This is a genomic window from Streptomyces avermitilis MA-4680 = NBRC 14893, assembly GCF_000009765.2.
GTDB lineage: Bacteria > Actinomycetota > Actinomycetes > Streptomycetales > Streptomycetaceae > Streptomyces > Streptomyces avermitilis.
Map to the genome: position 1 here is coordinate 5,830,279 of NC_003155.5, position 24,956 is coordinate 5,855,234.

Annotated in this window: 24 protein-coding genes; 15 read left to right on the forward strand and 9 right to left on the reverse strand. The window is 70.2% G+C overall.

Annotation, left to right across the window (positions count from 1 at the left end; genetic code table 11):
- Window positions 1-81: 81 nt before the first annotated feature.
- A complete protein-coding gene (locus tag SAVERM_RS24725; protein WP_037647974.1) occupies window positions 82-900 on the reverse strand; it encodes an SAM-dependent methyltransferase in 819 nt (272 codons plus the stop codon).
- A 93-nt stretch (window positions 901-993) separates the two neighbouring features.
- Entirely contained in the window at window positions 994-1,893 is a 900-nt protein-coding gene (locus tag SAVERM_RS24730) for a LysR family transcriptional regulator (RefSeq protein WP_037647971.1), read from the reverse strand.
- Between the two features lie 79 nt (window positions 1,894-1,972).
- Here SAVERM_RS24730 and SAVERM_RS24735 point away from each other — a divergent pair, with 79 nt between their 5' ends.
- Together SAVERM_RS24735 and SAVERM_RS24740 are read left to right on the forward strand one after the other, a co-directional pair.
- A complete protein-coding gene (locus tag SAVERM_RS24735; RefSeq protein ID WP_010986214.1) occupies window positions 1,973-2,974 on the forward strand; it encodes an EamA family transporter in 1,002 nt (333 codons plus the stop codon).
- 23 nt (window positions 2,975-2,997) lie between these two features.
- Entirely contained in the window at window positions 2,998-3,666 is a 669-nt protein-coding gene (locus SAVERM_RS24740; protein ID WP_010986215.1) for an NAD(P)-dependent oxidoreductase, read from the forward strand.
- 68 nt (window positions 3,667-3,734) lie between these two features.
- On the opposite strand, the gene SAVERM_RS44890 is transcribed toward SAVERM_RS24740, so the two are convergent.
- Window positions 3,735-4,172: a hypothetical protein gene (locus SAVERM_RS44890; protein ID WP_010986216.1), complete on the reverse strand. Its 438-nt coding sequence runs from the start codon at window positions 4,170-4,172 to the stop codon at window positions 3,735-3,737.
- A 760-nt stretch (window positions 4,173-4,932) separates the two neighbouring features.
- Here SAVERM_RS44890 and hemL point away from each other — a divergent pair.
- From hemL to SAVERM_RS44895, 8 genes are all read left to right on the forward strand, one after another.
- Entirely contained in the window at window positions 4,933-6,249 is a 1,317-nt protein-coding gene (gene hemL, locus SAVERM_RS24750; protein WP_010986218.1) for a glutamate-1-semialdehyde 2,1-aminomutase, read from the forward strand.
- Window positions 6,246-6,938, forward strand: coding sequence for a histidine phosphatase family protein (locus tag SAVERM_RS24755; protein ID WP_010986219.1), 693 nt, complete (start codon window positions 6,246-6,248; stop codon window positions 6,936-6,938). Before hemL ends, SAVERM_RS24755 begins: the two co-directional genes overlap by 4 nt.
- Window positions 6,939-7,113: 175 nt before the next feature.
- Entirely contained in the window at window positions 7,114-8,391 is a 1,278-nt protein-coding gene (locus SAVERM_RS24760) for a polysaccharide deacetylase family protein (RefSeq protein ID WP_010986220.1), read from the forward strand.
- Window positions 8,392-8,457: 66 nt separating this feature from the next.
- Window positions 8,458-9,090, forward strand: coding sequence for a TlpA family protein disulfide reductase (locus SAVERM_RS24765; RefSeq protein WP_010986221.1), 633 nt, complete (start codon window positions 8,458-8,460; stop codon window positions 9,088-9,090).
- Between the two features lie 6 nt (window positions 9,091-9,096).
- Window positions 9,097-9,879 carry a cytochrome c biogenesis CcdA family protein gene (locus SAVERM_RS24770; protein WP_010986222.1) on the forward strand — a complete coding sequence of 261 codons (783 nt, stop codon included), beginning with the start codon at window positions 9,097-9,099 and terminating at the stop codon, window positions 9,877-9,879.
- A gap of 3 nt (window positions 9,880-9,882) precedes the next feature.
- Window positions 9,883-11,670, forward strand: a complete 1,788-nt coding sequence (resB, locus tag SAVERM_RS24775; protein WP_010986223.1) for a cytochrome c biogenesis protein ResB — start codon at window positions 9,883-9,885, stop codon at window positions 11,668-11,670.
- A complete protein-coding gene (gene ccsB, locus SAVERM_RS24780) occupies window positions 11,667-12,743 on the forward strand; it encodes a c-type cytochrome biogenesis protein CcsB (RefSeq protein ID WP_010986224.1) in 1,077 nt (358 codons plus the stop codon). Before resB ends, ccsB begins: the two co-directional genes overlap by 4 nt.
- A 304-nt stretch (window positions 12,744-13,047) precedes the next feature.
- Entirely contained in the window at window positions 13,048-13,359 is a 312-nt protein-coding gene (locus SAVERM_RS44895) for an SRPBCC domain-containing protein (RefSeq protein WP_242432179.1), read from the forward strand.
- Window positions 13,360-13,382: 23 nt separating this feature from the next.
- On the opposite strand, the gene SAVERM_RS24790 is transcribed toward SAVERM_RS44895, so the two are convergent.
- The 6 genes from SAVERM_RS24790 to SAVERM_RS24815 all read right to left on the reverse strand — a co-directional run bounded on the left by SAVERM_RS24790 (window position 13,383) and on the right by SAVERM_RS24815 (window position 19,807).
- Window positions 13,383-14,930 carry an ABC transporter substrate-binding protein gene (locus tag SAVERM_RS24790; protein ID WP_010986226.1) on the reverse strand — a complete coding sequence of 516 codons (1,548 nt, stop codon included), beginning with the start codon at window positions 14,928-14,930 and terminating at the stop codon, window positions 13,383-13,385.
- On the reverse strand, window positions 14,930-17,029 hold the full coding sequence (locus SAVERM_RS24795) for a hypothetical protein (RefSeq protein ID WP_010986227.1): 2,100 nt from the start codon (window positions 17,027-17,029) through the stop codon (window positions 14,930-14,932). The genes SAVERM_RS24790 and SAVERM_RS24795 overlap by 1 nt, the downstream gene beginning before the upstream one ends.
- 128 nt (window positions 17,030-17,157) lie before the next feature.
- Entirely contained in the window at window positions 17,158-18,132 is a 975-nt protein-coding gene (locus tag SAVERM_RS24800) for an isopenicillin N synthase family dioxygenase (protein ID WP_010986228.1), read from the reverse strand.
- A complete protein-coding gene (locus SAVERM_RS24805; protein ID WP_107083067.1) occupies window positions 18,125-18,574 on the reverse strand; it encodes a nucleoside deaminase in 450 nt (149 codons plus the stop codon). Before SAVERM_RS24805 ends, SAVERM_RS24800 begins: the two co-directional genes overlap by 8 nt.
- Window positions 18,575-18,823: 249 nt before the next feature.
- Entirely contained in the window at window positions 18,824-19,291 is a 468-nt protein-coding gene (locus tag SAVERM_RS24810; RefSeq protein ID WP_037647967.1) for a GNAT family N-acetyltransferase, read from the reverse strand.
- A 123-nt stretch (window positions 19,292-19,414) separates the two neighbouring features.
- Window positions 19,415-19,807, reverse strand: a complete 393-nt coding sequence (locus SAVERM_RS24815) for a PLD nuclease N-terminal domain-containing protein (protein ID WP_010986231.1) — start codon at window positions 19,805-19,807, stop codon at window positions 19,415-19,417.
- Between the two features lie 87 nt (window positions 19,808-19,894).
- Between SAVERM_RS24815 and SAVERM_RS24820 the strand changes: the two genes are divergently transcribed.
- From SAVERM_RS24820 to mqnE, 5 genes are all read left to right on the forward strand, one after another.
- Complete coding sequence (locus tag SAVERM_RS24820; protein WP_010986232.1) at window positions 19,895-21,346, forward strand: menaquinone biosynthesis decarboxylase; 1,452 nt, start codon at window positions 19,895-19,897, stop codon at window positions 21,344-21,346.
- Window positions 21,343-22,248: a menaquinone biosynthesis prenyltransferase MqnP gene (gene mqnP / locus SAVERM_RS24825; RefSeq protein ID WP_010986233.1), complete on the forward strand. Its 906-nt coding sequence runs from the start codon at window positions 21,343-21,345 to the stop codon at window positions 22,246-22,248. The genes SAVERM_RS24820 and mqnP overlap by 4 nt, the downstream gene beginning before the upstream one ends.
- Before the next feature lie 255 nt (window positions 22,249-22,503).
- Entirely contained in the window at window positions 22,504-23,169 is a 666-nt protein-coding gene (locus SAVERM_RS24830) for a UbiX family flavin prenyltransferase (protein ID WP_010986234.1), read from the forward strand.
- Window positions 23,170-23,244: 75 nt separating this feature from the next.
- On the forward strand, window positions 23,245-23,700 hold the full coding sequence (locus SAVERM_RS24835; RefSeq protein ID WP_010986235.1) for an Lrp/AsnC family transcriptional regulator: 456 nt from the start codon (window positions 23,245-23,247) through the stop codon (window positions 23,698-23,700).
- A gap of 86 nt (window positions 23,701-23,786) precedes the next feature.
- A complete protein-coding gene (gene mqnE, locus SAVERM_RS24840) occupies window positions 23,787-24,950 on the forward strand; it encodes an aminofutalosine synthase MqnE (protein ID WP_010986236.1) in 1,164 nt (387 codons plus the stop codon).
- Window positions 24,951-24,956: the final 6 nt, after the last annotated feature.

Here is a 24,956-nt window from a genome sequence, read left to right on the forward strand (position 1 = left end):
GGATCACGCGCCGGCGACCGAGCAGGCGGCCAGGCGCGGGCCGCAGCCGTCCTGACGCCACGGACAAGAGCCGTCGGCCGGTCAGCTGTTCCTGCGGGCCACTCCGCCGTAGATGCCGATCGGTGGGGCGTCGAGCTTCGGCGGTTCGTCGGGTTGCCAGTCCGGGACCGGGACCAGGCCCGGGTCGACCAGGGTGAAGTCGCCGAAGAAGTCCAGGACCCGGGCGTGGGGGCGGAGGTTCAAGGTGGCGGTAGCGGCGTTGTAGACGGACGCCGCGTCCTCGCGCCGGTCCTCGTGGACGTCGCCCGTGGCGTGCGACAGGACGAGGTAGGAGCCGGTGGGCAGCGCGTCGCGGAGGGTGGCGACGATGCCGTCCGGGTCCTCCGCGTCGGCGATGAAGTGCACGACGGCGACCAGCAGCAGCGCCACCGGCTGGTCGAAGTCGATGGTCTTGCGCACCTCGGGGTGGTCGAGAAGGGCCCGGGGATCACGCAGGTCGGCCAGGATGACGGAGGTGTCGGTGGCGTCGTCCATGAGGGCCATCGAGTGGGCGCTGACGATCGGATCGTTGTCGACGTAGACGACGCGGGTCTCGGGAGCGATGGCGTGCGCGATCTGGTGCACGTTGGGCTCCGTGGGCAGGCCCGTGCCCACGTCGAGGATCTGTCGGACGCCGCCCTCCGCGACGACGTGCCGGACGGCGCGGTGCATGAAGCGCCGGTTGGCGCGGACGCCCGCCCGCACCTCCGGGGCCACCTTGATGAACTGCTCGGCGGCCTCCCGGTCGACCTCGTAGTTGTCCTTCCCGCCGAGGAAGTAGTCGTACATCCGGGCCGGGTGAGGCTTGCTCGTGTCGATCTTCAATGGCTGGGCGCCGCTGCCGCTGAGGGGAGAGGTCATGATGCCTGGCTCCGTCCTGGACTCGTACCCCGCCACCGGATGAACCGTGGTGAGTGACTGTCAGAACATCATCCTTGAAGTCGCTGTCGTGGGTCAGGACACTGTGGACGGCGGTCTGACGCCGAGGACGTCGAGCATCGCCCGGGTGGCGGGGCTGGGGTTGAATCGGCTCCACGCCAGATACTCGATGCGATGCGGCCCGTCGACCACCGGGACCAGCGCCAGTTCGGGGTCGTCGGCGGCCAGCGGTCGGATGAACGCCGACGGCAGCAGCGCGATGCCGAGCCCGCGCGTGATCAACCGGGTGATCAGCTCGACGACACCGGCCTCGTACGCGACGTCGCGGACCAGGCCCGCAGCGGCGAACGCCTGATCGGACTGGGCCCGGGCGGGTGTCCCGGCCACGAAGTCCACGTACGTCTCCTCGGCGATCTCGCGCAGCGTGACCTGGGAGACACCCGCGAGCCGGTGCCCGGCCGGCACCACCAGTACGTGCTCGTCGTGATCGAGAACAACGGTTTCCACACCGGGTGGCCGTTCGCCCTCCGGCAACCCGAGGAAGGCGATGTCCAGTTCGCCGTTCCGGATCGCCGCCACCAGTTCGTCGCTGCGCCCGGAACGGAGCAGGACATGGACGTCCGGGTGCTGGGCGCGGTACCGCTGCAGCAACTCGGGTACGTCAACGGCAGCCGTGGTCACGATCACGCCGACGGCGAGCCGGCCGCGTACCACGCCGGTCGCGGCCGCAGCATCGGCAACGGCGCGGTCGGCAGCGGCCAGGCACTCGCGCGCGCCGACGAGAAACGCCGCTCCGGCGCTGGTCAGCTCGACGCGGCGGCTGGATCGGGCGAACAGCTTGACCCCGAGCTCCCGTTCCAGGCCGGCGATCCGGTGACTGAGTGACGACTGCACCACGGAGCAGCGCTCCGCGGCGCGGGTGAAGTTGCGGGTTTCGGCGACGGCGACGACGTATCGCATCTGCTGGAGATCCACGCGGCCATCGTTCTGATTCATGGCTGCGATGACAAGCATGCTTTGGAAACATGATGGGTCGCTGCCGAGACTTCGGCACATGCATTCCTCGACCGAGCGGTCACCGGGCTCGCTGCGGACCTCGTACGCGCAGCAGGTGGCGACCGTCGCACTGACCGCACTCGCTCCCGCGTCCTGGGGCACCACGTACGCCGTGACCACGGAACTGTTACCGCCGGGGCATCCGCTGTTCGCCGGGTTGATGCGCGCCTTGCCCGCTGGGCTGCTCGGCCTGGCGATCACCCGCGTGCCCCCGCGCGGGGACTGGTGGTGGAAGGCCGCAGTCCTCGGCGTGCTCAACATCGGCGCCTTGTTCCCCTTGTTGTTCCTGGCGGCCGAACGACTCCCCGGCGGTGTCGCCGCCACCCTCAGCGCCACGCAGCCGCTGCTGGTCGCCGGGCTGGCCATCGCGGTGCTCCGGGACCGGCCGACGGCCTGGCGGTGGACCTGGGGTGCGATCGGCGTGATCGGCGTGGGACTCGTCGTGCTCGGGCCACAGGCCCGGCTGGACGGCGTCGGGGTGCTCGTCGGCCTCGGTGGTACGGCCGCCATGGTCGGTGGGGTCGTCCTCACCAAGCGCTGGGGCCGTCCCGCGGAGGTCGGGCCACTGACCCTGGCCGGCTGGCAACTGACGGCCGGCGGCCTGCTGCTGCTCCCGCTCACCCTCGCGATCGAGGGAGTGCCGCAGCGGATCGACGCCGGAGCGGTCGGCGGCTACCTGTGGCTCGGCAGCATGGGTGGGCTGATCGCGTACACGCTGTGGTTCCGCGGGATCGGAAAGCTGCCGGTCGGCGTGTCCGCACCGCTGGTGCTGCTGTCTCCGCTGGTCGCGACCCTGGTCGGCATCGTGCTGGGCGAGTCGCTGGGCCTGCCGCAGACCCTTGGTTTCGTCCTCGCCCTGGCCGCCTTGCTCGCCACGCAGCTCAATGCCCCGAACGTCTTCGGCCGCATCGCGCGCGGCGGCCCGGCAGAAGACCCCATTCCAGACCGCATTCCAGACCCCAGTCGAGAAGACCAGATTCGAGGAGGACGGATTCGATGAGTACAGGTTCGATGAGGGCGGGCATGACGATCGCTGTGCTCGGCGCCACCGGGATGGTCGGCAGCCGGGTGATCACCGAGGCCGGTGCCCGCGGACACCGGGTGCTTGCTCTGTCCCGGAAGCCTGCGAGCGAGGACCCGAACGTGACGCTGATCGCGGCCGATGCGAACGACCCGTCAGCCGTACGCGAGGCGCTCGCCGGCGTCGCCTCGAACCGCGCCGCGGACGCCGTCGTGCTGACCGTGCGGACCCATCCGGTCGACCAGGAGTTCTTGATCGGCGCCACCCGTACGGTGCTGGACATCGCCGCACAACTCGGGATTCGCGTCCTCGTGGTCGGCGGCGCCGGCGCATTGCGCAGCCCGGACGACCACGATCTGCTGGTCGCCGACAACCCGACGTATGTGCCCGCCGAATGGAAGACCACAGCCGCCGCCGGGATCGCTCAGTTGCGGGCCTGCCAGGCCCATGCCGATGCCGACTGGGTCTACCTGAGCCCGCCGGCCCTGCTCGAGCCCGGTGAACGAACCGGCCGCTATCGGCGCGGCACCGACACCTTGCTCACCAGCGCAGACGGCCGATCGTGGATCAGCGCCGAGGACCTGGCCGTCGCCGTGGTCGACGAACTCGAGACCCCCGGCCGCGAACGTCTCATCACGGTCGCCCACCGCGACGAACCCCCGTCAGCGTGAGCCGGTGAACGGGCACTGCCGAGGGCGGGGCCCGAAATCCCCGCCCACACCGTGAACCCCAGGTCAGGTCAGGGCCACACCAAGCAGTACGGCTGATGCCCCGCCTCATGCAGGCGATGCGAGAAGTCCTGCCACTCGTGCAGCAGCTGGTACACGTTGAACGCGTCCCGTGGGCCGCCCCGGTCCGGCACCGTCGACCAGATGAACGCCGCGGCGCCCACCGCCTCCTCGCCGATGCCGCGCAGTGGGTCCACGACCGTCATGGGGAGTTTGACCACCGCGTAGTCGGGGTGCAGGACGACCAGCTCCAGTGGGGGCACCTTGCTCAGGGGGACGCCCTCGATGCCGGTGAGGACCATCGCGGCCATCGTCTCCGGCTTGATCTTCGTGAACATGCCGTTCATGCCGAGCTCGTCCCCGCCGAGCTCCTCGGGGCGCATCGAGATCGGGACGCGGGCCGCGGTCGCGCCGTCGGGCGCGCCGAAGTATTTGTACGTCACCCCCACCCGACCACCATTCCCGCTCCCTGCCCCGAGCCGGTCAACCCTGCGGTCCCTATAGTCCATACCGTCGATACGGGCCGTGCGGTCGATCCGCTCAGGCTCACCGCGCGAACTCTGGAATCCCGGAGCGCCCGGCAATCCCAAAGATCCCAAAGATCCCTGTGAACCCGCAGCTCCCAGCGGTCCTGTCGCTCCCGAAGGTCCCTGCGGGTCCGCAGCTCCGGAAGGCCCGAAGAGTCCGGAAGGTCCCTGTGACCCCGGAGTGGCTCCCGACGGTCCGGAAGGCCCCTGCGGTCCCGGAGCGGCTCCCGAAGGTCCCGAAGGTCCTTGTGATCCCGGAGGCCCGGAAGGCCCCGAAGGTGCGGAAGATCCCTGCGGTCCCGGAGTTCCGGAAGGGCCGGAAGGCCCCTGCGGTCCCGGAGCGGCTCCCGAAGGTCCGGAAGATCCCTGCGGTCCCGAAGCGCCGGCGGGTCCCGAAGATCCCGACGAACCCGAGGATCCCGACGAGCCCTGTGCCTGACGTCTCTCGGCCGCTTCCTCCGCGTCGCGCCGGTGCCTTCCCCGCCGGGCACGCCGAGGACCGAGGTCATCGGTCCCCTCGCCCAGTCCGCCACCGCGATGCATATCTCCACCCGACTGCTGTTCTGGGACGCGTGGCCCCCGCCGCGCAACCCGATCATCGTGTCAGTGACCTCCCCCACGGCGTCCCGCCGAAACGTGCGGTGAAACACCTGTCCGCGGGATCTTGGCGGCCTCTGACACCATGGCTTGTGTGAGCTATCCGTACGAAGCCCCAGTTTCGCAGACTCTTTTCGAGCGCGCGGCGGCCGTCACGCCCGGCGGCGTGAACTCTCCGGTGCGCGCCTTCCGCGCCGTGGGCGGTACGCCCCGGTTCATGGTGTCCGGTAACGGTCCATACCTGACCGATGCCGACGGCCGTACATATGTCGACCTTGTTTGTTCGTGGGGGCCGATGATCCTCGGCCATTCCCACCCCGAGGTCATCGCCGCCGTCCAGGAGGCCGTCGCGCGCGGCACCTCCTTCGGTACGCCCGGTGAGGGCGAGGTGGCGCTCGCCGAGGAGATCGTCGCCCGCGTCGAGCCTGTCGAGCAGGTGCGGCTCGTGTCCAGCGGGACCGAGGCGACCATGTCCGCCATCCGGCTCGCCCGCGGCTTCACCCGGCGGGCGAAGGTGATCAAGTTCGCCGGGTGCTACCACGGGCACGTCGACTCGCTCCTGGCCGCGGCCGGCAGCGGACTGGCGACGTTCGCGCTGCCCGACACCCCGGGCGTCACCGGCGCCCAGGCCGGCGACACCATCGTCCTCCCCTACAACGACCTCGATGCCGTGCGCGAGGCCTTCCGTGCCCACCCGGGCGAGATCGCCTGCGTCATCACCGAGGCCTCGCCCGGCAACATGGGCGTCGTCCCGCCGGCGCCCGGGTTCAACCAGGGGCTCAAGGACGCGTGCGCCGAGAACGGCGCGCTGTACATCTCCGACGAGGTCATGACCGGCTTCCGGACCAGCAAGGCCGGCTGGTACGGCGTCGACGGCGTCCGGCCCGACCTCATGACCTTCGGCAAGGTCATGGGCGGTGGCTTCCCCGCCGCCGCCTTCGGTGGCCGGCGGGACGTCATGGCGCACCTCGCGCCCGCCGGGCCCGTCTACCAGGCCGGCACCCTCTCCGGTAACCCCGTGGCGACCGCCGCCGGGCTCGCCCAGCTGCGACTCCTCGACGACGCGGCCTACGCGAAGGTCGACGCCGTGTCGGCCGAGATCCGTACGCTCGTCACGGACGCGCTCACCAAGGAAGGCGTCGCCCACCGGCTGCAGAACGCCTCCAACATGTTCTCCGTCTTCTTCACCGACCGACCCGTGAACAACTACGAGGACGCCAAGGGCCAGGAGTCCTTCCGGTTCACCGCGTTCTTCCACTCGCTGCTGGCGCAGGGCGTCTATCTGCCGCCGTCGTCCTTCGAGTCATGGTTCGTCTCCACCGCCCACGACGAGCAGGCCGTCCAGCGGATCGCCGACGCCCTGCCCGCCGCCGCCCGTGCCGCCGCGGAGGCCACCGCATGAGCATCCCCTCGTCCGACCAGGACATCACCGTCGTCCACGTCATGCGGCACGGCGAAGTCGCCAACCCGGACGGGGTCCTGTACGGGCGCCTGGCCGGCTACCACCTCTCCGAGCTCGGGCGGCAGATGGCCGACCGGGTCGCCGAGCACCTCGCCTCACGTGACGTGACCCACGTCGTGGCGTCCCCGCTGGAGCGGGCGCAGGAGACGGCCACCCCGATCGCCAAGGCGCACGGTCTCGACCTCGCCGTCGACGAGCGGCTGATCGAGGCGGAGAACGTGTTCCAGGGCAAGACCTTCGGCGTGGGCGACGGCGCGCTGCGGCGGCCCGAGAACTGGAAGCACCTCACCAACCCCTTCAAGCCGTCCTGGGGCGAGCCGTACGTGGAACAGGTCGTACGGATGATGGGGGCGCTGGACGCGGCCAAGGACGCCGCCCGCGGTCATGAGGCCGTGTGCGTCAGCCATCAGCTGCCGATCTGGACCCTGCGCAGCTTCGTGGAGAAGCGGCGGCTGTGGCACGACCCGCGCAAGCGGCAGTGCACGCTGGCGTCGCTGACGACCTTCACGTACCAGGGCGACAGGATCGTGTCCGTCGGCTACAGCGAGCCCGCCCGGGAACTCGTACCGGCTCATCTCCTCGCGGGCGCCAAGCCGGTGAAGGGGAAGGACAAGGCGTTCGGGGCGTGATAACACGTACGTCCCGCATCAAGGCGTACGCCTCGCCATAAGACGTATTCAGTCACGGCATCCACACTCATCTTCACAAAAACACGTAAATATAAGTGCGATTGACGGAACCCCCGTCTTCGTCGCGCCCTCTCAACGAGTGACCACCGAGAGGGCGCGATGAGATGGGGACGCAATGCGGGACATCAGCCGGCGGGGACTGATCGGGCTCGGAGCGGGGGCCGCCGCGGCGATGGGACTGGCTGCCTGCGGTACCCAGGAGCAGGACGGCGGGAGCCACTCCGGCGGTTCCGGCAAGGGGAAGCCGGGTAAGCCCGAACACACCGCACGTCCCCTCGGTGACGGTTCCACCTCGAACACCGGCAAGCAGCCGCGCCAGCCGGGAAAGCCGGTTCCGCTGGAGCCCGGCCAGACCCCGCCGCAGTTCGTGATCTTTTCCTGGGACGGCGCCGGAGAAGTCGGCAATGGTCTGTTCCCGCGTTTTCTGGAGCTTGCGAAGGAACACGACGCGCATATGACGTTCTTCCTCTCGGGGATCTATCTCCTCCCCGAGTCGAAAAAGCGCCTCTATCGTCCGCCGAACAATGCGCCGGGCGCCTCCGACATCGGTTATCTGACGGACGACCACATCAAGGCGACCCTGAAGAACGTCCGCCAGGCCTGGCTCGACGGCCACGAGATCGGCACGCACTTCAACGGCCACTTCTGCTCCGGCTACGGCACGGTCGCCAACTGGACGCCCAAGCAGTGGCGCAGCGAGATCGACCAGGCGAAGTCGTTCGTGAAGGAGTGGCGCACCAACACCGGGTGGACCGACCTGGCGCCGCTCCCGTTCGACTACGACAAGGAGCTGATCGGCGGCCGTACGCCCTGTCTCCTCGGCCAGAACAACCTGCTGCCGACCGCCCGCGACCTGGGCTGGCGCTACGACGCGTCCTCGCCCGGCGGCCGTCAGCGCTGGCCGGAGAAGAAGGCGGGCGTGTGGGACCTGCCGCTTCAGGCGATCCCGTTCCCCGGGCACACCTTCGAGGTGCTCTCGATGGACTACAACATCCTCGCCAACCAGTCGATCAACTCGACCAAGGCGCCGTCCTACAACTACCCGGGCTGGCGCACCCAGGCGACCAACTCCTACATAGCCGGATTCAAGCGGGCATACGAGACAAACCGCGCACCCTTCTTCATAGGCAACCACTTCGAGGAGTGGAACGGCGGCATCTACATGGACGCCGTCGAGCGGGCCTTCAAATACATCGCGCGGGAGAAGGAGAAGGGCGGCGACGTACGCCTCGTCTCCTTCCGGCAGTTCGTGGACTGGATGGACGTACAGCCGCCCGAGGTGCTGGCCAAGCTCCGGTCCCTGGACGTGGGGCAGCAACCGGCCGGTGGCTGGAAGGCGTTCCTCGGCGAGGCCGGCAAGGGCTCTTCCGCGGGGGCCGGAAACGCCGCCTGAAATGCGGGTTTCCGCCCGCAAGGGGGGTGGGCAAGATCCCCGGAACGGACATGCGAAACTTTTCACATGAGTGCCGCCTGCCGCGTCCACCAGCGCCTGAACCGCACGAACCGCACCCGTAGCCGCGCCGCCCTGCTGAGCGCGGGGGCGGCCGTCGCCGCCCTCGTCCTGTCCGCGTGCAGTTCCGGGGGCACGCACGGGGGAGGGGGCGACACCAACTTCGTCGCCGGCAAGGACGGCATCTCCACCGTCGCCAAGGGCAGCCGGGTCGACGCCCCCGACCTGTCCGGCAAGACGGTCGACGGCAAGCAGCTCGACGTCGCCGACTACAAGGGCAAGGTCGTCGTCCTCAACGTGTGGGGCTCCTGGTGCCCGCCGTGCCGGGCCGAGGCGCCGAACTTCGTCAAGGTCGCCAAGGACACCGCGGCGCAGGGCGTGCAGTTCGTCGGCCTCAACACCCGTGACCCCGGCACCGCTCCGGCCAAGGCGTTCGAGAAGGAGCAGGGGATCACGTACCCCAGCCTGTACGATCCGACGGGCAAGCTGATGCTCCGCTTCAAGAAGGGCACGCTCAACCCGCAGACGATCCCCTCCACGCTCGTCATCGACCGGGACGGGAAGATCGCGGCCCGGACGCTCCAGGCTCTCACCGAAGAGAAGCTGCGCGAGATGCTCGATCCGATCCTCGCGGAGAAGTGACCCGACGTGTCCCTTCTCGTCGCGTCCACGGACCTCGCCGCGGTGGCCGACAAGAACGCCACGGTCTACAGCGGGGCCCTGCTGCTCGCTCTGCCGGTCGCCGTGCTCGGCGGCCTCGTCTCCTTCTTCTCGCCGTGCGTGCTGCCGCTCGTACCCGGCTATCTGTCGTACGTCACCGGGGTCACCGGTACCGATCTGGCGGAGGCCAGACGGGGGCGGATGGTCGCGGGCGCCAGCCTGTTCGTGCTCGGGTTCACCGCCGTGTTCGTCTCCGGCGGGGCGCTGTTCGGGTACTTCGGGACGACCCTGCACGAGTACCAGGACACGCTCAGCAAGGTCCTCGGCGTGCTGATGATCGCGATGGGCGTGTTCTTCATGGGGCTGATGCCCTGGCTCACGCAGCGCGAGTTCCGCTTCCACAAGCGGCCGGTGACCGGCCTGGTGGGCGCCCCCGTTCTCGGCGCGCTCTTCGGCATCGGCTGGACGCCGTGCCTGGGCCCGACACTCACCTCCGTCATCTCTCTCTCCATGGAGCAGGCGAGCGCGGGCCGCGGGGCCATACTGACCGTCGCGTACTGCGTCGGTCTGGGCGTGCCCTTCGTCTTCGCCGCCGTCGCCTTCCGCAAGGCGCTCGGTGCCTTCGACTGGGTCAAGCGCCACTACGCGTGGGTGATGCGCATCGGCGGCGGCATGATGATCGTGACCGGCCTGCTGCTGCTGACGGGTGCGTGGGACAGCATCGTGCAGCAGATGCAGACCTGGTCCGACGGCTTCACGGTAGGGATCTGATCCATGAGCACCACTGACACCGGCAAGACGACGGATCCGGCCGCCGCCGGGCAGCCCGTCGACGGAGGAGCCGACGGCGATCTCGGCGAAGCCGGATCCCAGCTGTCCACCGCCCCGGTGGAGACGGCCATGCCCGGCTCCTTCGGGGGGCCCCGCGCACCCGGTGCCATCGGATGGCTCGCCTGGACCCTTCGCGAGGTCATCGGCTGGTCCCGCTGGTTCTGGCGGCAGCTGACCTCCATGCGGGTCGCGCTGATCCTGCTCTTCCTGCTGTCGCTGGGCGCGATCCCCGGGTCGCTGATCCCGCAGTCCGGGACCGACGCGGCGAAGGTGCAGGAGTTCAAGGACGCGCACACCACGCTGGGCCCGGTCTACGACAGGCTCGGACTGTTCCACGTCTACAGCTCGGTGTGGTTCTCGGCGATCTACATCCTCCTGTTCGTCTCGCTCATCGGCTGCATCGTGCCGCGGACCTGGCAGTTCGTGGGGCAGTTGCGCGGCCGTCCGCCGGGCGCGCCGAAGCGGCTGAACCGGCTGCCCGCGTACGCGACCTGGCGCACCGGGGCCGAGCCGGAGCAGGTCCGTGAGGTGGCGCTCAAGGTGCTCGAGCGGCGCCGGTTCCGGGCGCATGCCGCCGGGGACGCCGTAGCCGCCGAGAAGGGCTATCTGCGCGAGACCGGCAACCTGCTCTTCCACATCGCGCTGATCGTGATGCTGGTCGCCTTCGCCTGGGGCCAGCTCTTCAAGTCCGAGGGCAACAAGCTGATCGTCGAGGGCGGCGGCTTCTCCAACACGCTGGCGCTGTACGACGACTTCAAGTCCGGCAGCCTCTTCAGCACCGACGACCTCACGCCGTTCAGCTTCGACCTGAAGAACTTCACCGGCACCTACGAGCTGACGGGCCCCAACAAGGGCACCCCGCGCACGTACCAGGCGGACGTCACCTACAGCGTGGGCGCCTACGGCAAGGAGAAGAAGACCACCGTCAAGGTCAACGAGCCGCTGGAGATCGGCGACTCGAAGGTCTACCTCACCGCCCACGGCTACGCGCCCGTCGTCACCGTCCGGGACGGCAAGGGCAACGTCGTCCTCCATGACGCCGTGCCGATGCTGCCGCTCGACTCGAACGTCACCTCGCAGGGCGCGATCAAGGTCATGGACGGCTACCGGAACGCGCGGGGCGTCAAGGAGCAGCTCGGCTTCGCGGCCTTCTTCGTGCCGTCCTTCGCGGGTGACGGCAACGGCACGATGTTCTCCCAGTTCCCCGCGCTGCTCAATCCGCGGCTCGCGGTGTCCGCGTACCACGGCAGCCTGGGCGTCGACGCGGGCATCCCGCAGAACGTGTACCAGCTCGACACCTCCCGGCTGAAGCAGTTCAAGACCGCCAAGGGCGCCATCCTCAAGCAGCGGCTGAAGCCCGGTCAGACCATGAAGCTGCCGAACGGCGCCGGCTCGATCACCTTCGAGAAGGACGTCAAGGAGTGGGCGAACTTCCAGGTCACGCAGCAGCCCGGCAGCGACTGGGCACTGGCCGGAGCCTTCGGCGCGATCCTCGGTCTCGCCGGGTCGCTCTTCATCCAGCGCCGCCGCGTCTGGGTGCGGGCCACCACGGGCGCCGACGGTGTCACCGTCGTCGAGATGGCCGGCCTGGGCCGCAGCGAGTCCGCGAAGCTCCCCGAGGAACTCGGCGACCTGGCCGCGCTCGTGCACGAGCAGGCGCCCACCAAGACCGACGAACCCGACCCCGCCGTCGCACCCCCCGTACCTGCCGAAGGGGCTGAGAAGCAGTGACTCTCGCCACCGCAACCAACGAACACCTCGCCAACATCAGCAACACGCTGATCTACTCCGCGATGGCCGTCTACACCCTGGCCTTCTTCGCGTACATCGCCGAGTGGCTCTTCGGCAGCCGCAGCAAGGTCGGCCGCACGGCCGCCGCGCTCACCCACAAGACCGCGGCGAAGGCGCCCGCGGTCACCGTGAAGTCGGCGGGCGGCACCGCCGTCCTGGACCGGCCGCAGGTCGTCACCCGGTCCGCGCCCGGCGCCCGTGACGTGCCCGACGGGCCCGGCGCGCACGGTGGGGACGAACAGGGCGACCTCTACGGCCGTATCGCCGTGTCCCTCACCGTGCTCGCCTTCGCCGTCGAGGCGGCGGGTGTGGTCGCCCGCGCCCTGTCGGTGCAGCGTGCGCCGTGGGGCAACATGTACGAGTTCAACATCACCTTCTCCACCGTCGCCGTCGGGGTGTACCTCGCGCTGCTCGCGCTGAAGAAGAACATCCGCTGGCTCGGCCTCCCCCTGGTCACCACGGTCCTCCTCGACCTCGGGCTCGCCGTCACCGTCCTGTACACCGCCAGCGACCAGTTGGTTCCCGCACTCCACTCGTACTGGCTGTACATCCACGTCTCGACCGCGATCCTCTGCGGCGCCGTCTTCTACGTGGGCGCGGTCGGCGCGCTGCTCTACCTGTTCAAGGACTCGTACGAGAACAAGCTCGCGACCGGCGGGCAGCCCGGCCGTTTCGCGACCTCCGTCATGGAGCGGCTGCCCGCCTCGGCCTCCCTCGACAAGTTCTCCTACCGCGTGAACGCCGCCGTCTTCCCGCTGTGGACCTTCACGATCATCGCGGGCGCGATCTGGGCGGGCGACGCCTGGGGCCGCTACTGGGGCTGGGACCCCAAGGAGACCTGGGCGTTCATCACCTGGGTCGCCTACGCCTGCTACCTGCACGCCCGGGCCACGGCCGGCTGGAAGGGCCGCAAGGCCGCGTACATCGCGCTCATCGCGTTCGCCTGCTGGCTGTTCAACTACTACGGCGTCAACATCTTCGTCTCCGGCAAGCACTCGTACGCCGGGGTCTGACAGAACTCCGACTGAACAAAGCGGCCCGCCCCCCGAGGGGCGGGCCGTTCGGGTTGTCCGGGGGGCCGGGGGCCGCAGGTCAGCGCCCTTCACGCGTGCGGAAGCCCGGTTCGCGGGCCACGCTGGTGTCATGACCCATCCCCTCGATCCCCTCGATCCCCGCGATCCCCGCGATCCCGCTCATCCCGCTGGTCCTACCGGTCCCATTGGTCCCATCGGCTCCATCGGTGCCATCGAGAAGGGGCCCGTCGAGACCCGGGGGAACGCGTACGTACGGCACTACCGGCTAAGTTTTCCCCAGCCTGTGGACAAAGTCTGGGCGACGGTGGCGACCTCCGAGGGGCTGCGGGCGTGGCTGGCCGTCGCCGAGCCGTTCGAGCCGCGGCTCGGCGGTGCGGTCGGGCTCCAGGGCGAGGGCCGGATCACCGCCTGGGACGTCGAGCGGGTCGCCGAGTACACGGTGCAGGGGCGGGGCCGGGTCCGCTTCCACCTGGAACCCGCACACCCCACCGGCACGACGGTCCGCTTCACCCACGAGTCCGACGAGGCCACGGACCCCGGCTGGCACGCCCGCTTCGAGCGGCTGGTCCGGGCGGTCGCGGACCAAGGCCGGTAAGGCAGGGTCCGTAGGCCGGGCTCCTAGGACGGCGGCAGGCACTCCTTGGCCGGTGGCCGGCCCTCCGGCCAGGCCATCCTGAGGAAGCGGGCGCGGGCGTCGGGGGTCAGTTCCACGATCGGCACGGCCTTGTCGTACGGGTTGCCGTGGGCGTCCAGGCAGATCCATCCGCTCGCCCCGTTCACCCGCAGCTGCTTGCCCTTGACCTGCGGCCACTGGAGGCCCACGTCCGCGAGCGCCGGGATCCCGCCGGTCGGTGAGGCCCCGCGGATGCCGCGCACGGCGAGCCGCATGGCGTCGTACGCGATGATCAGCTGGCCGTCGGACAGGTCGACCGAACCGATCGGGCCGACCTCCTTGTCCCGCTTGCCGAGGGCCAGCAGGTCCGTGAGCACCTTCGCGTCCGCCGCGCCGCCGCCCGTCCTCGCCGCGTCCTTCGCCCAGGCGTCCGGATGGGCGAGGGCCGTGTAGCGCACGGACAACAGGGTGTCCCTGAGGGCACTGGGGTCGAGGTCCTTGTCGCCGGTGAGGTACGAGCCCTCGTCGCCGGTGAGCAGGGTGAACCGGCGGTCGCTGCACCCGCGGGCGCCCAACGCGTTGATGAACTGCCGCAGTTGGGTGTGCCGGCCCGCGAACAGCACCGTGTCCGTGCTCTTCGGCGTGTCGCACAGGATGTTGGTGATCTGCGCGAACACGTTGGCGGTGCTGCCCTCCTTGCTGCGGTCCGTGGGCGGCGTGAACGGCTGCGCCCCGTAGCGCGAGCCCTTGAGCATCTTCTCGAAGGACCGCTGGATCGTCCGCGTGTACGGGTCGCCCGTCCGGTCGTACACCAGGAACGCCCTGGTGGCCGAGACCTTGGCGAAGGAGGCGAGCGCGCGGGCCTCGTCGGTGTTGGTGGGGGAGACCCGGGCGAGCCCGGGGAAGGGATCCTTGCCGTTCTGCCCGTTGGCGAGGTCGTCGGCCGTGATGGACGAGCCGACGACGGGGATGCCGCGCGCGGTCAGCGCCTTGACGGCCTTCTTGTTGTTCTCGGTGCTCAGGCCCACCCCGGTCACCGCGCGCAGCCGGTTTCGCCCCTTCGTCATGCCCTCCAGCTGGTCGACCGTCTGCCGCCAGTGCGCGCCCGTGGCACCGGGGTTGGCCAGCACCAGGCGGATCTTCGGCTTCAGGCCGGTGGAGTCGTGGTTGGCCTGGTACTGGGCCAGATAGGCGCCCTGGAGCTCGTGCAGCACATCGCCGAGGTTGTCGGCGTCGGTCGCGGTGAAGGGTTCGAGCAGCGCGACGGTGACATAACTGCCGGGCTTCAGGCGGGCGTTCTCGCGGTGGATCGCCCGTACGGTGTCGGCGAACTGCGGACGTCCGAAGGCGTACGTCGTCCACGAGACGCCCACGCACTCCTGGCTGCCCCGGGGCCGGACGACCCCGGGAGCGCAGGAGCGGTTCTCCTTCGTCGCCGTCATGCCGCCCCACACCCCGAGGCTCACGAGAACGGCCGCGAGCGCCAGGGCGACATACCGACGGAATCGAATCTCCCAGACGTCCTCGCGCAGCCATGTCCACACCCGTGCCATCACCGGCCCCCGTCCCCGCTGTCGTGGTCGTCGCCCGGGATGCGGAAGGGGCGGCCGGCGAGCGCGTCCGACGGCCAGTCCCGCGAGGCCCGCCACAGCAGGGCGTTGCCCGCGGGCCGCAGATTCGACAGCTGCTCCAGCTCGAAGCGCAGCCGCTCGGTCACCTTCGGGTCGGGCAGCACCAGTGGGTCGGTGAGCTGCCAGACGGCGTGCAGCAGCCGTCGTACCCGCAGATGCAGTACGGCGTTCACACTGTCCGGCGGCTGCTGGTCCGCGTCCGTGTGCCCGAGCGCGACGGAGGACCGGTGGTCGTGGCCGTCGAAGTCGCGGCCGTCGGGGTCGTGCGCGTGGTAATAGGGCGCGGACGCGATGAAGACGAGGGACGCCAGCCAGCTGCGGGTGTCGGCGCGCGGGAAGGTGTCCCGCAGGTGCGCCACCGCGAAGTCGGCCTTGCCCAGGGCGAGTTCGTGATGCAGTCGGTAGCGGGCGCTGTCCGGTGGGTCCTCGTCGCCGTAGTGGTCGATGAGCGTGCGGTGCGCGGCCCGCCACCGCTCGTGGTCCGGGTCGCCGTGGTGCAGCCGCAGCAGGAGCAGCGCGCGCAGGAAGGGATCGCCGACGAACTGCCCGGAGGCCGCCGCCCAGCCCTCCGCCCCGAGCCGCTCCTCCAGATCGAGCACGCCCGAGGTGCCGAAGTCCTCCGGGAGCTGGGCCTCGGCGAGCGCGCACGCCGAGTCGCGGTCGTGGGCGGCGGCGAGCACGGTCAGCTCGTCGAGCCGGCCGCCGGGCACGAGCCGGTCGAGGAGTTCCTGGTAGGCGGGGCGGCCGTCGTGGTCCTCGTGCATCGCGACATCGGCGGTGAGCAGTTCTCCCAGGGAGGCGGCCCCCTGGGGCAGGTTCTGCCTCGCCGACTCGGCGAGCAGGGTGATGCCGAGCGGGCTGCCGCCGGTCAGCCGGTGGGTGGCGTGCGGGAGCTGGGGCGGCACGTCCAGGCCGTGCGAGGCGGCGCCCACGAGGTGCAGTGTGTCGTCGGGGGTCAGCGGCGGCAGCGAGACGAGCAGCGCACGGGAGGACGGTGAGGCACCCGGCTCCCAGCCGGTCCCCCGGGCCACCTCGGGCAGGGCGCGGCGGCCCGCGTTGCGCAGCGCCGGGTGGGTGTACCCGCGGAGAGCCGCGAAGAAGACGACCTGGTCGGCGATGCCGTCGGCACGGTCGCGCAGCACCGACTCCAGGACGCCGAGGCCCGCCGGCCGCTGCACGTTGTCGATCAGGACGACCGGACGGCCCAGGCGGTGCGAGCGCTGCATGACGCCCGCGTACGCGTCGTCGAGATCGGCCAGCAGGGCCCGTACGAGATGGCGCTCGGCGTGCGTGCGGGAGTCGCCGCCCGCCCTGAAGTGCCGGGAGAGCAGGATGAGTCCGAGCTTGGGGTTGCCGCCCGCGTTGGGATAGTCGCGGTACCAGGTGGCGGCCCTGCGCAGCCGGCGGGTGGCCGGGCCGATGCCCTCGGCGAACGCCTCCAGGGTGGCCTCGATGATCGGCGCCACGACCGGACCCGTACCGCTCATCGAGGCGATCAGCTTGGCGACGACCTTGCTCACCCAGCGGCCCGCGAATCCCGACAGCACGGACCCCGTCTCGTTCAGCAGCAGGATCCGCTCGGCCTCCTGCCGGATGCGCGGCACGTCCCGGTCGCTCCAGCCGCCCGCCGCGACGGCGAGCAGCCCGGACGCGAGCCGTGGAAAACCGATCCGTCCGGCGCCCCGCACCGGCTCCGCGAGCTGCTCGGCGACCGTGGTGAGCGCCTGGCCCACCGGTGACCAGGCCTCCGCGGGCCGCTCGGGCGGCGGAGCGGCGAACTGCTGCTCCTCGCCGTCGATCAGCGCGACCGGGGTGTGGCCGTGGTAGGCGTCCCGCAGCTCACGCAGTGCGGCGCTCTTGCCGAGCCCGCGACCGCCCGCGAGCACCACGAACGGCAGCTCCCCCGCGTGCTCGTACGGCGACGAGCGGAGCTGGTACGGGCGCAGGCCGATGAGTCGTGGAGCGAGACCGGGCGGATCGCTGTCGAACAGCGCCCCGCGTCCGTGCAGCCCTCTGTGCACCGCATCTCCCCCCGGCGCGGTCCGTCCCGATGTGCTGCTGTGAGGTGTATCAACACCAGCGTAAATAGGGGGACTTGGTTCGGGATAGGGCGCGTGGTGTCCGTTGGGTTACGAAAGTTGCCCGCTGATCAGTCGACTGTGATCGAATTCAGCTTCTCCCGTAGGTACGTGTGGGAGTCGACCGGTTCGTATGCGACGCGGCCCACCGGCGCCGGGACCGACTCCACGAGTGTCCCCGGTGTGCACTCGCCGAAGTAGACCAGCGACATCAGCTCCTCGGCGGGCGCGTCGGCGGGCGGGGGCAGCACGCGGTGCCGTCCCGAGCGCCACCGGTCTCCCGTCCAACGGGCCATCAGATCGCCGATGTTGATGGTGAACGCCGCCGGGTCGAAGGGCGCGTCCGCCCAGCCGCCGTCGTCCGTGTACACCTGGAGACCGCCCTTGCCGGCCTGGCGGTCGAGGATCGTGACCGTGCCGAAGTCGGTGTGCGGGCCGATGCGGAACTGGCCGGGGGCCGGGTCGCCGGTCACCTCCGTGCCCGGGTACCAGTTGATGTTGAAGCCGTAGGTCGGATGGGTCATGTGCTTCGTGAAGAAGTCCGGCTCCAGGCCGAGGGCCTCGCCGAGGAGCGTGAGGAGGCGGTCCTCCAGCCCGGCCATCTCCGCCAGATACTCCTCGCACGGTTCTCGCAGCTCGGGTGCCTCGGCGGGCCAGACGTTCGGCGCGTACCACTCCGCGTTGGTCTCCGGGTCCTCGAACGGCTCGTGCGTCGCGAACGTCAGCGACTCCTTGAGGTCGGGCGGGGTCTCGGTGCCCTCGGAGTAGCCGTTGGCCTCGGCACCGGGACCGAGCCAGCCGCGCCCGCCGACCCGGGCGGCGTACCGCTGCTTGGTCTCGGCGGGCAGCGTGAAGAAGGCGCGGGCGGCCACCCGGATGCGGGTGCGGAGGGACGGGTCCACGCCGTGGCCGGTGACCAGGAGGAAGCCGGCGGTCCGAAGGGCGTCGTCGACGGTGCGGGCGATCCGCGCCCGGGCGTCGGGGTCGCCGGAGAGCCAGGGGCGCAGGTCGACGGTCGGGATGCGGGGGGTACGGGCGTCACTCACCGATGTCCTCGTTCCACAGTGCCGGGTTGTTCTTGATGAAGCCGCGCAGCAGGGCGGTGCACTCGGGATCGTCGAGGAGCACGATCTCCACGCCGTGCTCCGCCAGCCAGTCGTGGCCGCCGTGGAAGGTGGCCGCCTCGCCCACCACGACCCGCGAGATGCCGAACTGGCGGACCAGGCCGGAGCAGTACCAGCACGGCGAGAGGGTCGTCACCATCGTCGTACCGCGGTACGTCCGCTGCCGTCCGGCGCTGCGGAACGCCGCCGTCTCCGCGTGCATCGACGGGTCGTCGTCCTGGACGCGGCGGTTGTGGCCGCGGCCGAGCAGGGCGCCGTCCGCGCCGTACAGCGCGGCGCCGATGGGGATGCCGCCCTCGGCCAGCCCGGCGCGGGCCTCCTCGACGGCCGTGGCGAGCCATGCGCGTGCCTGTGCCTGATCCATGACCTGATCCATGTCCTCACTCGCGTGCGGCGAAAACACGCGGGCGGCGGGCGGCGGCCCGCGCACGGTGGCGTGACCGTCAGCGGCCCCGCTGTCCGTGCAGCCGGGCCAGCGCGCGGAAGGACTCCTTCGGCCCGACGTCGTGTCACCGTCCTGGGACCAGTCCGGGAAGCGGCCCGTGTCCCGCCGTCCGCCGATGGTCTACGGAGGGGCGCCGAAAGTGTGGCCTCCCACACCCGCGGCGCACGGTCAGACGGAGAGCCGGAGGTCGATCCAGGGGACGGTGTCGCCCGGCAGCAGATAGCGCTCGGTCTCGGCGAACCCGTGCTTCAGGGCGAACCGCAGGCCGTCCGGGTTGGAACTCAGGACGACGGTCTCGATCACCTGCGCGCCGAGTGCGCGAGCGTGCTTCAGCCCCCGCTCGTACATCTCCCCGCCGAAACCCCGCCCGCGGTGGGCGGCGAGAACGCGGGCGATCACCGTGGCGGTGGCCGGGGCGTCCGGGGTCGGGGCGTCCGCGGGCGGGCGCACGGTCGAGCAGCCGACCAGGACGTCGTCGAGGTAGGCGACCTCCAGGCGGTTGCGGCCGGCGCGCTCACGTACGTCGTCGAGGGACAGGACATGCGCGGGGATGATCGTGTTGTGGACGTGCCGCCAGTCCTGGAGGGACCGGGGAGAGGCCTCGCCGCCCACGTGTTCGAAGCGAAGAAGGGTCACCGGAGCAGCAAATCGGCGCGCATGACGGCACGTCAACCACGTTTACGGACCGGGTCCGGCCACCGGGCCGCCCCGGCCCCCACCGACCGGGACCGGCACCGCGACCCCGGTCGACCGGTCCCGTCAGTCCTTGGAGTCCTCGCCGCTCTCGCGCCGGCGCAGTTCCTCCTCGCGGCGGCGCAGATCGGCCTCCCAGTCCTTCAGCAGTGCCTCGTCCTTCTTGCTCTCGGCCTTGAGGGACTGGAGGAACTCGGGATTGTCGTCGGGCGCGACGAACTCGGCGCGGTGGTTGCGATGCCATTCGGACGGCGTCGAACCGCCCGCCGGGCCGCGCCGCGCCCGGCCCGCGACGAGCCAGGCGATCGGGCCGACGAGCACCTCGCCGAAGAGCAGGATGATGATCACCCACACCACCTTCGGCAGCCCCCGCACCTCCTCCTCGGGGGTGTTCAGGCAGTCGATGAAGGCGTAGATCCACAGCGCCAGGACCAGCAGGAACGGCAGATACCTGAGCATGGTCGAGCGATCCCCCAGAGAACGACGGCGGGGCGGCTAAGGCCCCGGTGACGGGCACAGGGTAGCGGGTACCGGATACTGGACCGCATGGCTTACGACGATCTTCGCTCGCTGCTGAGGGCGCTGGAGCGCGAGGGCGACCTCAAGCGCATCAAGGCCGAGGTCGACCCGTATCTGGAGGTCGGGGAGATCGTCGACCGGGTGCAGAAGGCGGGCGGCCCGGCGCTGCTGTTCGAGAACGTGCGCGGGTCGGCGATGCCGCTCGCGATGAACGTGTTCGGCACGGACCGGCGGCTGCTCAAGGCCCTCGGGCTGAAGTCGTACGGCGAGATCACCGACAAGATCGGCGGCCTGCTGAAGCCGGAGCTGCCGCACGGGTTCGTCGGGGTGCGCGAGGCGTTCGGCAAGCTGGGCGCGATGACGCACGTGCCGCCGAGGAAGGTGAAGGACGCCCCGGTCCAGGAGGTCGTCCTGCGCGGGGACGACGTCGACCTCGACCAGCTCCCGGCCCTGTTCACCTGGCCCCAGGACGGCGGCTCGTTCTTCAACCTGGGCCTGACCCACACCAAGGACCCCGAGAGCGGCATCCGCAATCTCGGGCTCTACCGCCTCCAGCGCCACGACAAGCGCACCATCGGCATGCACTGGCAGATCCACAAGGACAGCCGGAACCACTACCAGGTGGCCGCGCGGCGGGGCGAGAGGCTGCCCGTCGCGATCGCCTTCGGGTGCCCGCCCGCGGTGACGTACGCTTCCACGGCCCCGCTGCCCGGGGACATCGACGAGTACCTCTTCGCCGGGTTCATCCAGGGCAAGCGGATCGAGATGGTCGACTGCAAGACGGTCCCGCTCCAGGTCCCGGCGCAGGCCGAGGTCGTACTGGAGGGGTGGCTGGAGCCGGGCGAGATGCTCCCCGAGGGGCCGTTCGGCGACCACACCGGCTTCTACACGCCGCAGGAGCCGTTCCCCGCGCTGAAGATCGACTGTGTGACGATGCGGAAGCGTCCGCTGCTCCAGTCGATCGTGGTCGGCCGGCCGCCGACGGAGGACGGACCGCTGGGCCGGGCGACGGAGCGTTTCTTCCTGCCCCTGTTGAAGATCATCGTGCCGGACATCGTGGACTACCACCTGCCCGAGGCGGGCGGCTTCCACAACTGCGCGATCGTCTCCATCGACAAGAAGTACCCGAAGCACGCCCAGAAGGTGATGCACGCGGTCTGGGGCGCGCACATGATGTCCCTGACCAAGCTGATCGTGATCGTCGACTCCGACTGCGACGTGCACGATCTGCACGAGGTCGCCTGGCGGGCGCTCGGCAACACGGACTACGCCCGCGACCTCACGGTCGTCGAAGGCCCCGTTGACCATCTCGACCACGCCTCGTACCAGCAGTTCTGGGGCGGCAAGGCGGGGATCGACGCGACGCGGAAGTGGCCCGAGGAGGGCTACACCCGGGACGGCGGGTGGCCCGAGATGGTGCTCTCCGACGCGGAGACGGCGGCGAAGGTCGACCGCCGCTGGAAGGAGTACGGACTGTGACCTCCGCATCCGCGGCGCTCCCGCAGCAGCCCGGCCGCACCAAGGCCTTCCTGCGCCTGGTGATGATCGAGCACTCCGTCTTCGCGCTGCCCTTCGCCTACATCGCCGCGCTGACCGCGATGTTCCAGTGGGACAGGAACATCCACTGGGTGAGGCTGCTGCTCGTCACGGTCGCGATGGTCGGTCTGCGCACCTTCGCCATGGCGGCCAACCGGATCATCGACCGGGAGATCGACGCCCGCAATCCCCGTACGGCCCACCGTGAGCTGGTCACCGGCGCGATGTCGGTGCGGCACGCGTGGACGGGCGCGCTGGTGGCGCTGGTCTTCTTCCTGGGCGCGGCGGCGCTGCTGAACCCGCTGTGCCTGGCCCTCGCCCCCATCGCGGTGATCCCGATGGTGGTGTACCCGTACGGCAAGCGGTTCACGAACTTCCCGCAGGCGATCCTGGGTCTGGCCCAGGCGATGGGACCGGTCGGCGGCTGGCTGGCGATCAGCGGCGAGTGGTCCTGGGACGCGGTGATCCTGGGTCTCGCGGTCGGCGTCTGGATCGGCGGCTTCGATCTGATCTACGCCTGCCAGGACGTCGAGACGGACCGTGAGGTCGGGGTGATGTCGGTGCCGGCGCGCTTCGGCATCCAGGCCGCGATCTGGGGCGCCCGTGTCTGCCACGCCATCACCACGGCGCTCCTCGTCTGGTACGCCTTCGCCACCGACGCGGGTGCGTTCTTCTGGTTCGGCCTGGTCATCGTCGCGGGCGCGTTCCTCTACGAGCACTCCATCGTCAAGCCGCACGACCTGTCCCGCCTGAACCGGGCGTTCTTCTCTACGAACGGTTTCATCGGGATCAGCCTGTTCGTGTGTGCGCTGGGTGATTTGCTGGTGCGCGGGCTCACCGTGTAGCCGGTTCAGGTGATCGGAGCACCCGGCCGCCCCACGGCGAACCGGCGAGCCGTACGGTTTCGCGGAGTGCCCCCGCACACGCGGGATGGCCCGAGGGCTGTGCCGATGAACCCGTTCACGCTCGATTGCTCCCCGCGCACGCGGGGATCGTGAGGCCCGCTCGCCTTCCGGTGGACCCGAAGGTGTCCGGCCGCTCCTGAACGTCGTCCGACTCGCCGGTAGGCTCAGGGTGTGAACGCAGGAGAATCGCAGCGCGTGCCTTGGATCGTAGGGGTGTCCGGTGCATCCGGTACGCCGTACGCCGCCGCGGTGCTGCGGGCGCTTGTGGAGCGGGGAGAGAGCGTCGACCTGGTCGTCAGCAGGGCCTCCCGGCTCACGCTGCTCGACGAGACCGGTCTGCCCTTCCGGGACGCCCACTGGCGGGACGATCTGCGGGCGTGGCTGGCGCGGGGCGCCGACGGGAAGCCGGACACCTTCGACGCCTTCGAGGACCATCTCGACGCCGTACGGCACTGGAGCGCCGGTGACCTGGCAGCGGGGCCGTCCTCCGGTTCGTACCCCTCGAAGGGCATGCTCATCGTGCCCGCCTCCACGGCCTGCGTCGCCGGAGTCGCCCTCGGCCTGTCGAAGGACCTGTTGCAGCGCGCCGCGAGCGTGACGCTCAAGGAGGGGCGCAAGCTGGTCGTCGCCGTGCGGGAGACCCCGCTGAACGGGCAGACGCTGCGGCACCTGGTCTCCCTGGACGAGGCGGGCGCCACCGTGCTGCCCGCCTCGCCGGCGTTCTACGCGGGGGCCACGCACATCCAGGACCTGGTGGACTTCGTCGCCGGGCGGGTGCTCGACGCGGCGGGCGTCGAGCACCACCTGTACCGCCGGTGGGAGGGCGAACTCGGCGGCGGCTCCCGCGGCGGCACCACCTGAGCAACGCGCAACTCGCACGACCACTCATCACTTTCAGGAACTCTCCAGACCTTTTCAGCGGAAGGCTTCGATCGCATGGACGCGGTGGACAGGCAGCTCATCCAGGCCCTCAGGGAGAACGGCCGGGCCTCCTACGCGGAGCTGGGGCGCCTCGTCGGTCTGTCGGGACCCAGCGTCACCGACCGCATCAACCGGCTGGAGGCGGCCGGGGTCATCACCGGTTACCGCGCCACCGTCGACTCCGCCTCGCTCGGTCTCGGCGTCACGGCCCTGATCGGCATCTCGCTCTCCGACGCCGCCGACCACGAGGACGTGGCCCACCGGCTGCGGGACCTCAGCGAGATCGAGGACTGCTGGTTCATCGCGGGCGACGACTCGTTCATGCTCAAGGTGCGCTCGAGCGACGTGGACGAGCTGGAGAAGACCATCCGCCGGCTGTCCGGAACGAAGGGTGTCTCCCGGACCCGTACGACGATCGTGCTCTCCACGAAGTGGGAGAACCGGGTCGGAGAGTTGCCCGAAGAGGGCTAGGGCACGACGTGCCTGATGGGGGCCCCTCCCGCCCGGAGGGTGGGGGAGTACGGTTTACGAAGGCTGTCTGAGGAAGAGGTAGAGGCATGGATGTCGGGCTCAAGCGCGAGCTGGAGGACAAGGTCCGGGCCGGTGAGCGGCTGACCCGCGAGGACGGCATCGCGCTCTACGAGTCGGACGACCTGGCCTGGCTGGGCGGGCTCGCCCACGAGGTGCGGACGCGGAAGAACGGCGACGTCGTCCACTTCAACGTCAACCGCCACCTCAACATGACGAACGTGTGCACCGCGTCCTGCGCGTACTGCTCGTTCCAGCGCAAGCCGGGCGAGAAGGACGCGTACACGATGCGCATCGAGGAGGCCGTCCGCCTCGCCAAGACGATGGAGGGCGAGAACCTCACCGAGCTGCACATCGTCAACGGCCTGCACCCGAACCTGCCGTGGCGCTACTACCCGCGGTCCCTGAGCGAGCTGAAGAAGGCGCTGCCGAACGTCTCGCTGAAGGCCTTCACGGCGACGGAGATCCACCACTTCGAGACGATCTCCGGGCTGTCCGCCTCCGAGATCCTCGACGAGCTGATCGAGGCCGGTCTGGAGTCGCTGACCGGCGGCGGCGCGGAGATCTTCGACTGGGAGGTCCGGCAGCACATCGTCGACCACCGCACCCACTGGGAAGACTGGTCGCGCATCCACCGGCTGGCGCACGAGAAGGGGCTCAAGACCCCGTCCACCATGCTGTACGGGCACATCGAGGAGCCCCGCCACCGCGTCGACCACGTGCTGCGGCTGCGGGAACTCCAGGACGAGACCGGCGGCTTCCAGGTCTTCATCCCGCTGCGCTACCAGCACGACTTCGTCGACATGAAGGACGGCAAGGTCCGCAACCGGCTCCAGGCGCGCACGCAGATGGCGACCGGCGCCGAGGCCCTGAAGACCTTCGCGGTCTCCCGCCTCCTCTTCGACAACGTCCCGCACGTCAAGGTCTTCTGGGTGATGCACGGCGTGCAGACCGCCCAGCTCGCGCTCCAGCACGGCGCCGACGACATGGACGGCTCGGTCGTCGAGTACAAGATCACGCACGACGCGGACAACTACGGCACGCCGAACAAGCTGACCCGTGAGGACCTGCTCGACCTGATCCGCGACGCCGGTTTCCGTCCGGTCGAGCGGAACACGCGGTACGAGATCATCCGCGAGTACGACGGCCCGGACCCGGCGCGCCGGGAGTCGCCGCAGCCGATGCGGGTCTGACCGCAC

Coding starts and splice junctions, on each gene's coding strand:
- SAVERM_RS24725 (WP_037647974.1), bottom strand. CDS start 900: ATGACCTCTCCCCTCAGCGGCAGCGGCGCCCAGCCATTGAAGATCGAC.
- SAVERM_RS24735 (WP_010986214.1), top strand. CDS start 1,973: ATGCATTCCTCGACCGAGCGGTCACCGGGCTCGCTGCGGACCTCGTAC.
- SAVERM_RS24740 (WP_010986215.1), top strand. CDS start 2,998: ATGACGATCGCTGTGCTCGGCGCCACCGGGATGGTCGGCAGCCGGGTG.
- hemL (WP_010986218.1), top strand. CDS start 4,933: ATGGCTTGTGTGAGCTATCCGTACGAAGCCCCAGTTTCGCAGACTCTT.
- SAVERM_RS24755 (WP_010986219.1), top strand. CDS start 6,246: ATGAGCATCCCCTCGTCCGACCAGGACATCACCGTCGTCCACGTCATG.
- SAVERM_RS24760 (WP_010986220.1), top strand. CDS start 7,114: ATGCGGGACATCAGCCGGCGGGGACTGATCGGGCTCGGAGCGGGGGCC.
- SAVERM_RS24765 (WP_010986221.1), top strand. CDS start 8,458: ATGAGTGCCGCCTGCCGCGTCCACCAGCGCCTGAACCGCACGAACCGC.
- resB (WP_010986223.1), top strand. CDS start 9,883: ATGAGCACCACTGACACCGGCAAGACGACGGATCCGGCCGCCGCCGGG.
- SAVERM_RS24790 (WP_010986226.1), bottom strand. CDS start 14,930: ATGGCACGGGTGTGGACATGGCTGCGCGAGGACGTCTGGGAGATTCGA.
- SAVERM_RS24805 (WP_107083067.1), bottom strand. CDS start 18,574: ATGGATCAGGCACAGGCACGCGCATGGCTCGCCACGGCCGTCGAGGAG.
- SAVERM_RS24815 (WP_010986231.1), bottom strand. CDS start 19,807: ATGCTCAGGTATCTGCCGTTCCTGCTGGTCCTGGCGCTGTGGATCTAC.
- SAVERM_RS24820 (WP_010986232.1), top strand. CDS start 19,895: ATGGCTTACGACGATCTTCGCTCGCTGCTGAGGGCGCTGGAGCGCGAG.
- SAVERM_RS24835 (WP_010986235.1), top strand. CDS start 23,245: ATGGACGCGGTGGACAGGCAGCTCATCCAGGCCCTCAGGGAGAACGGC.
- mqnE (WP_010986236.1), top strand. CDS start 23,787: ATGGATGTCGGGCTCAAGCGCGAGCTGGAGGACAAGGTCCGGGCCGGT.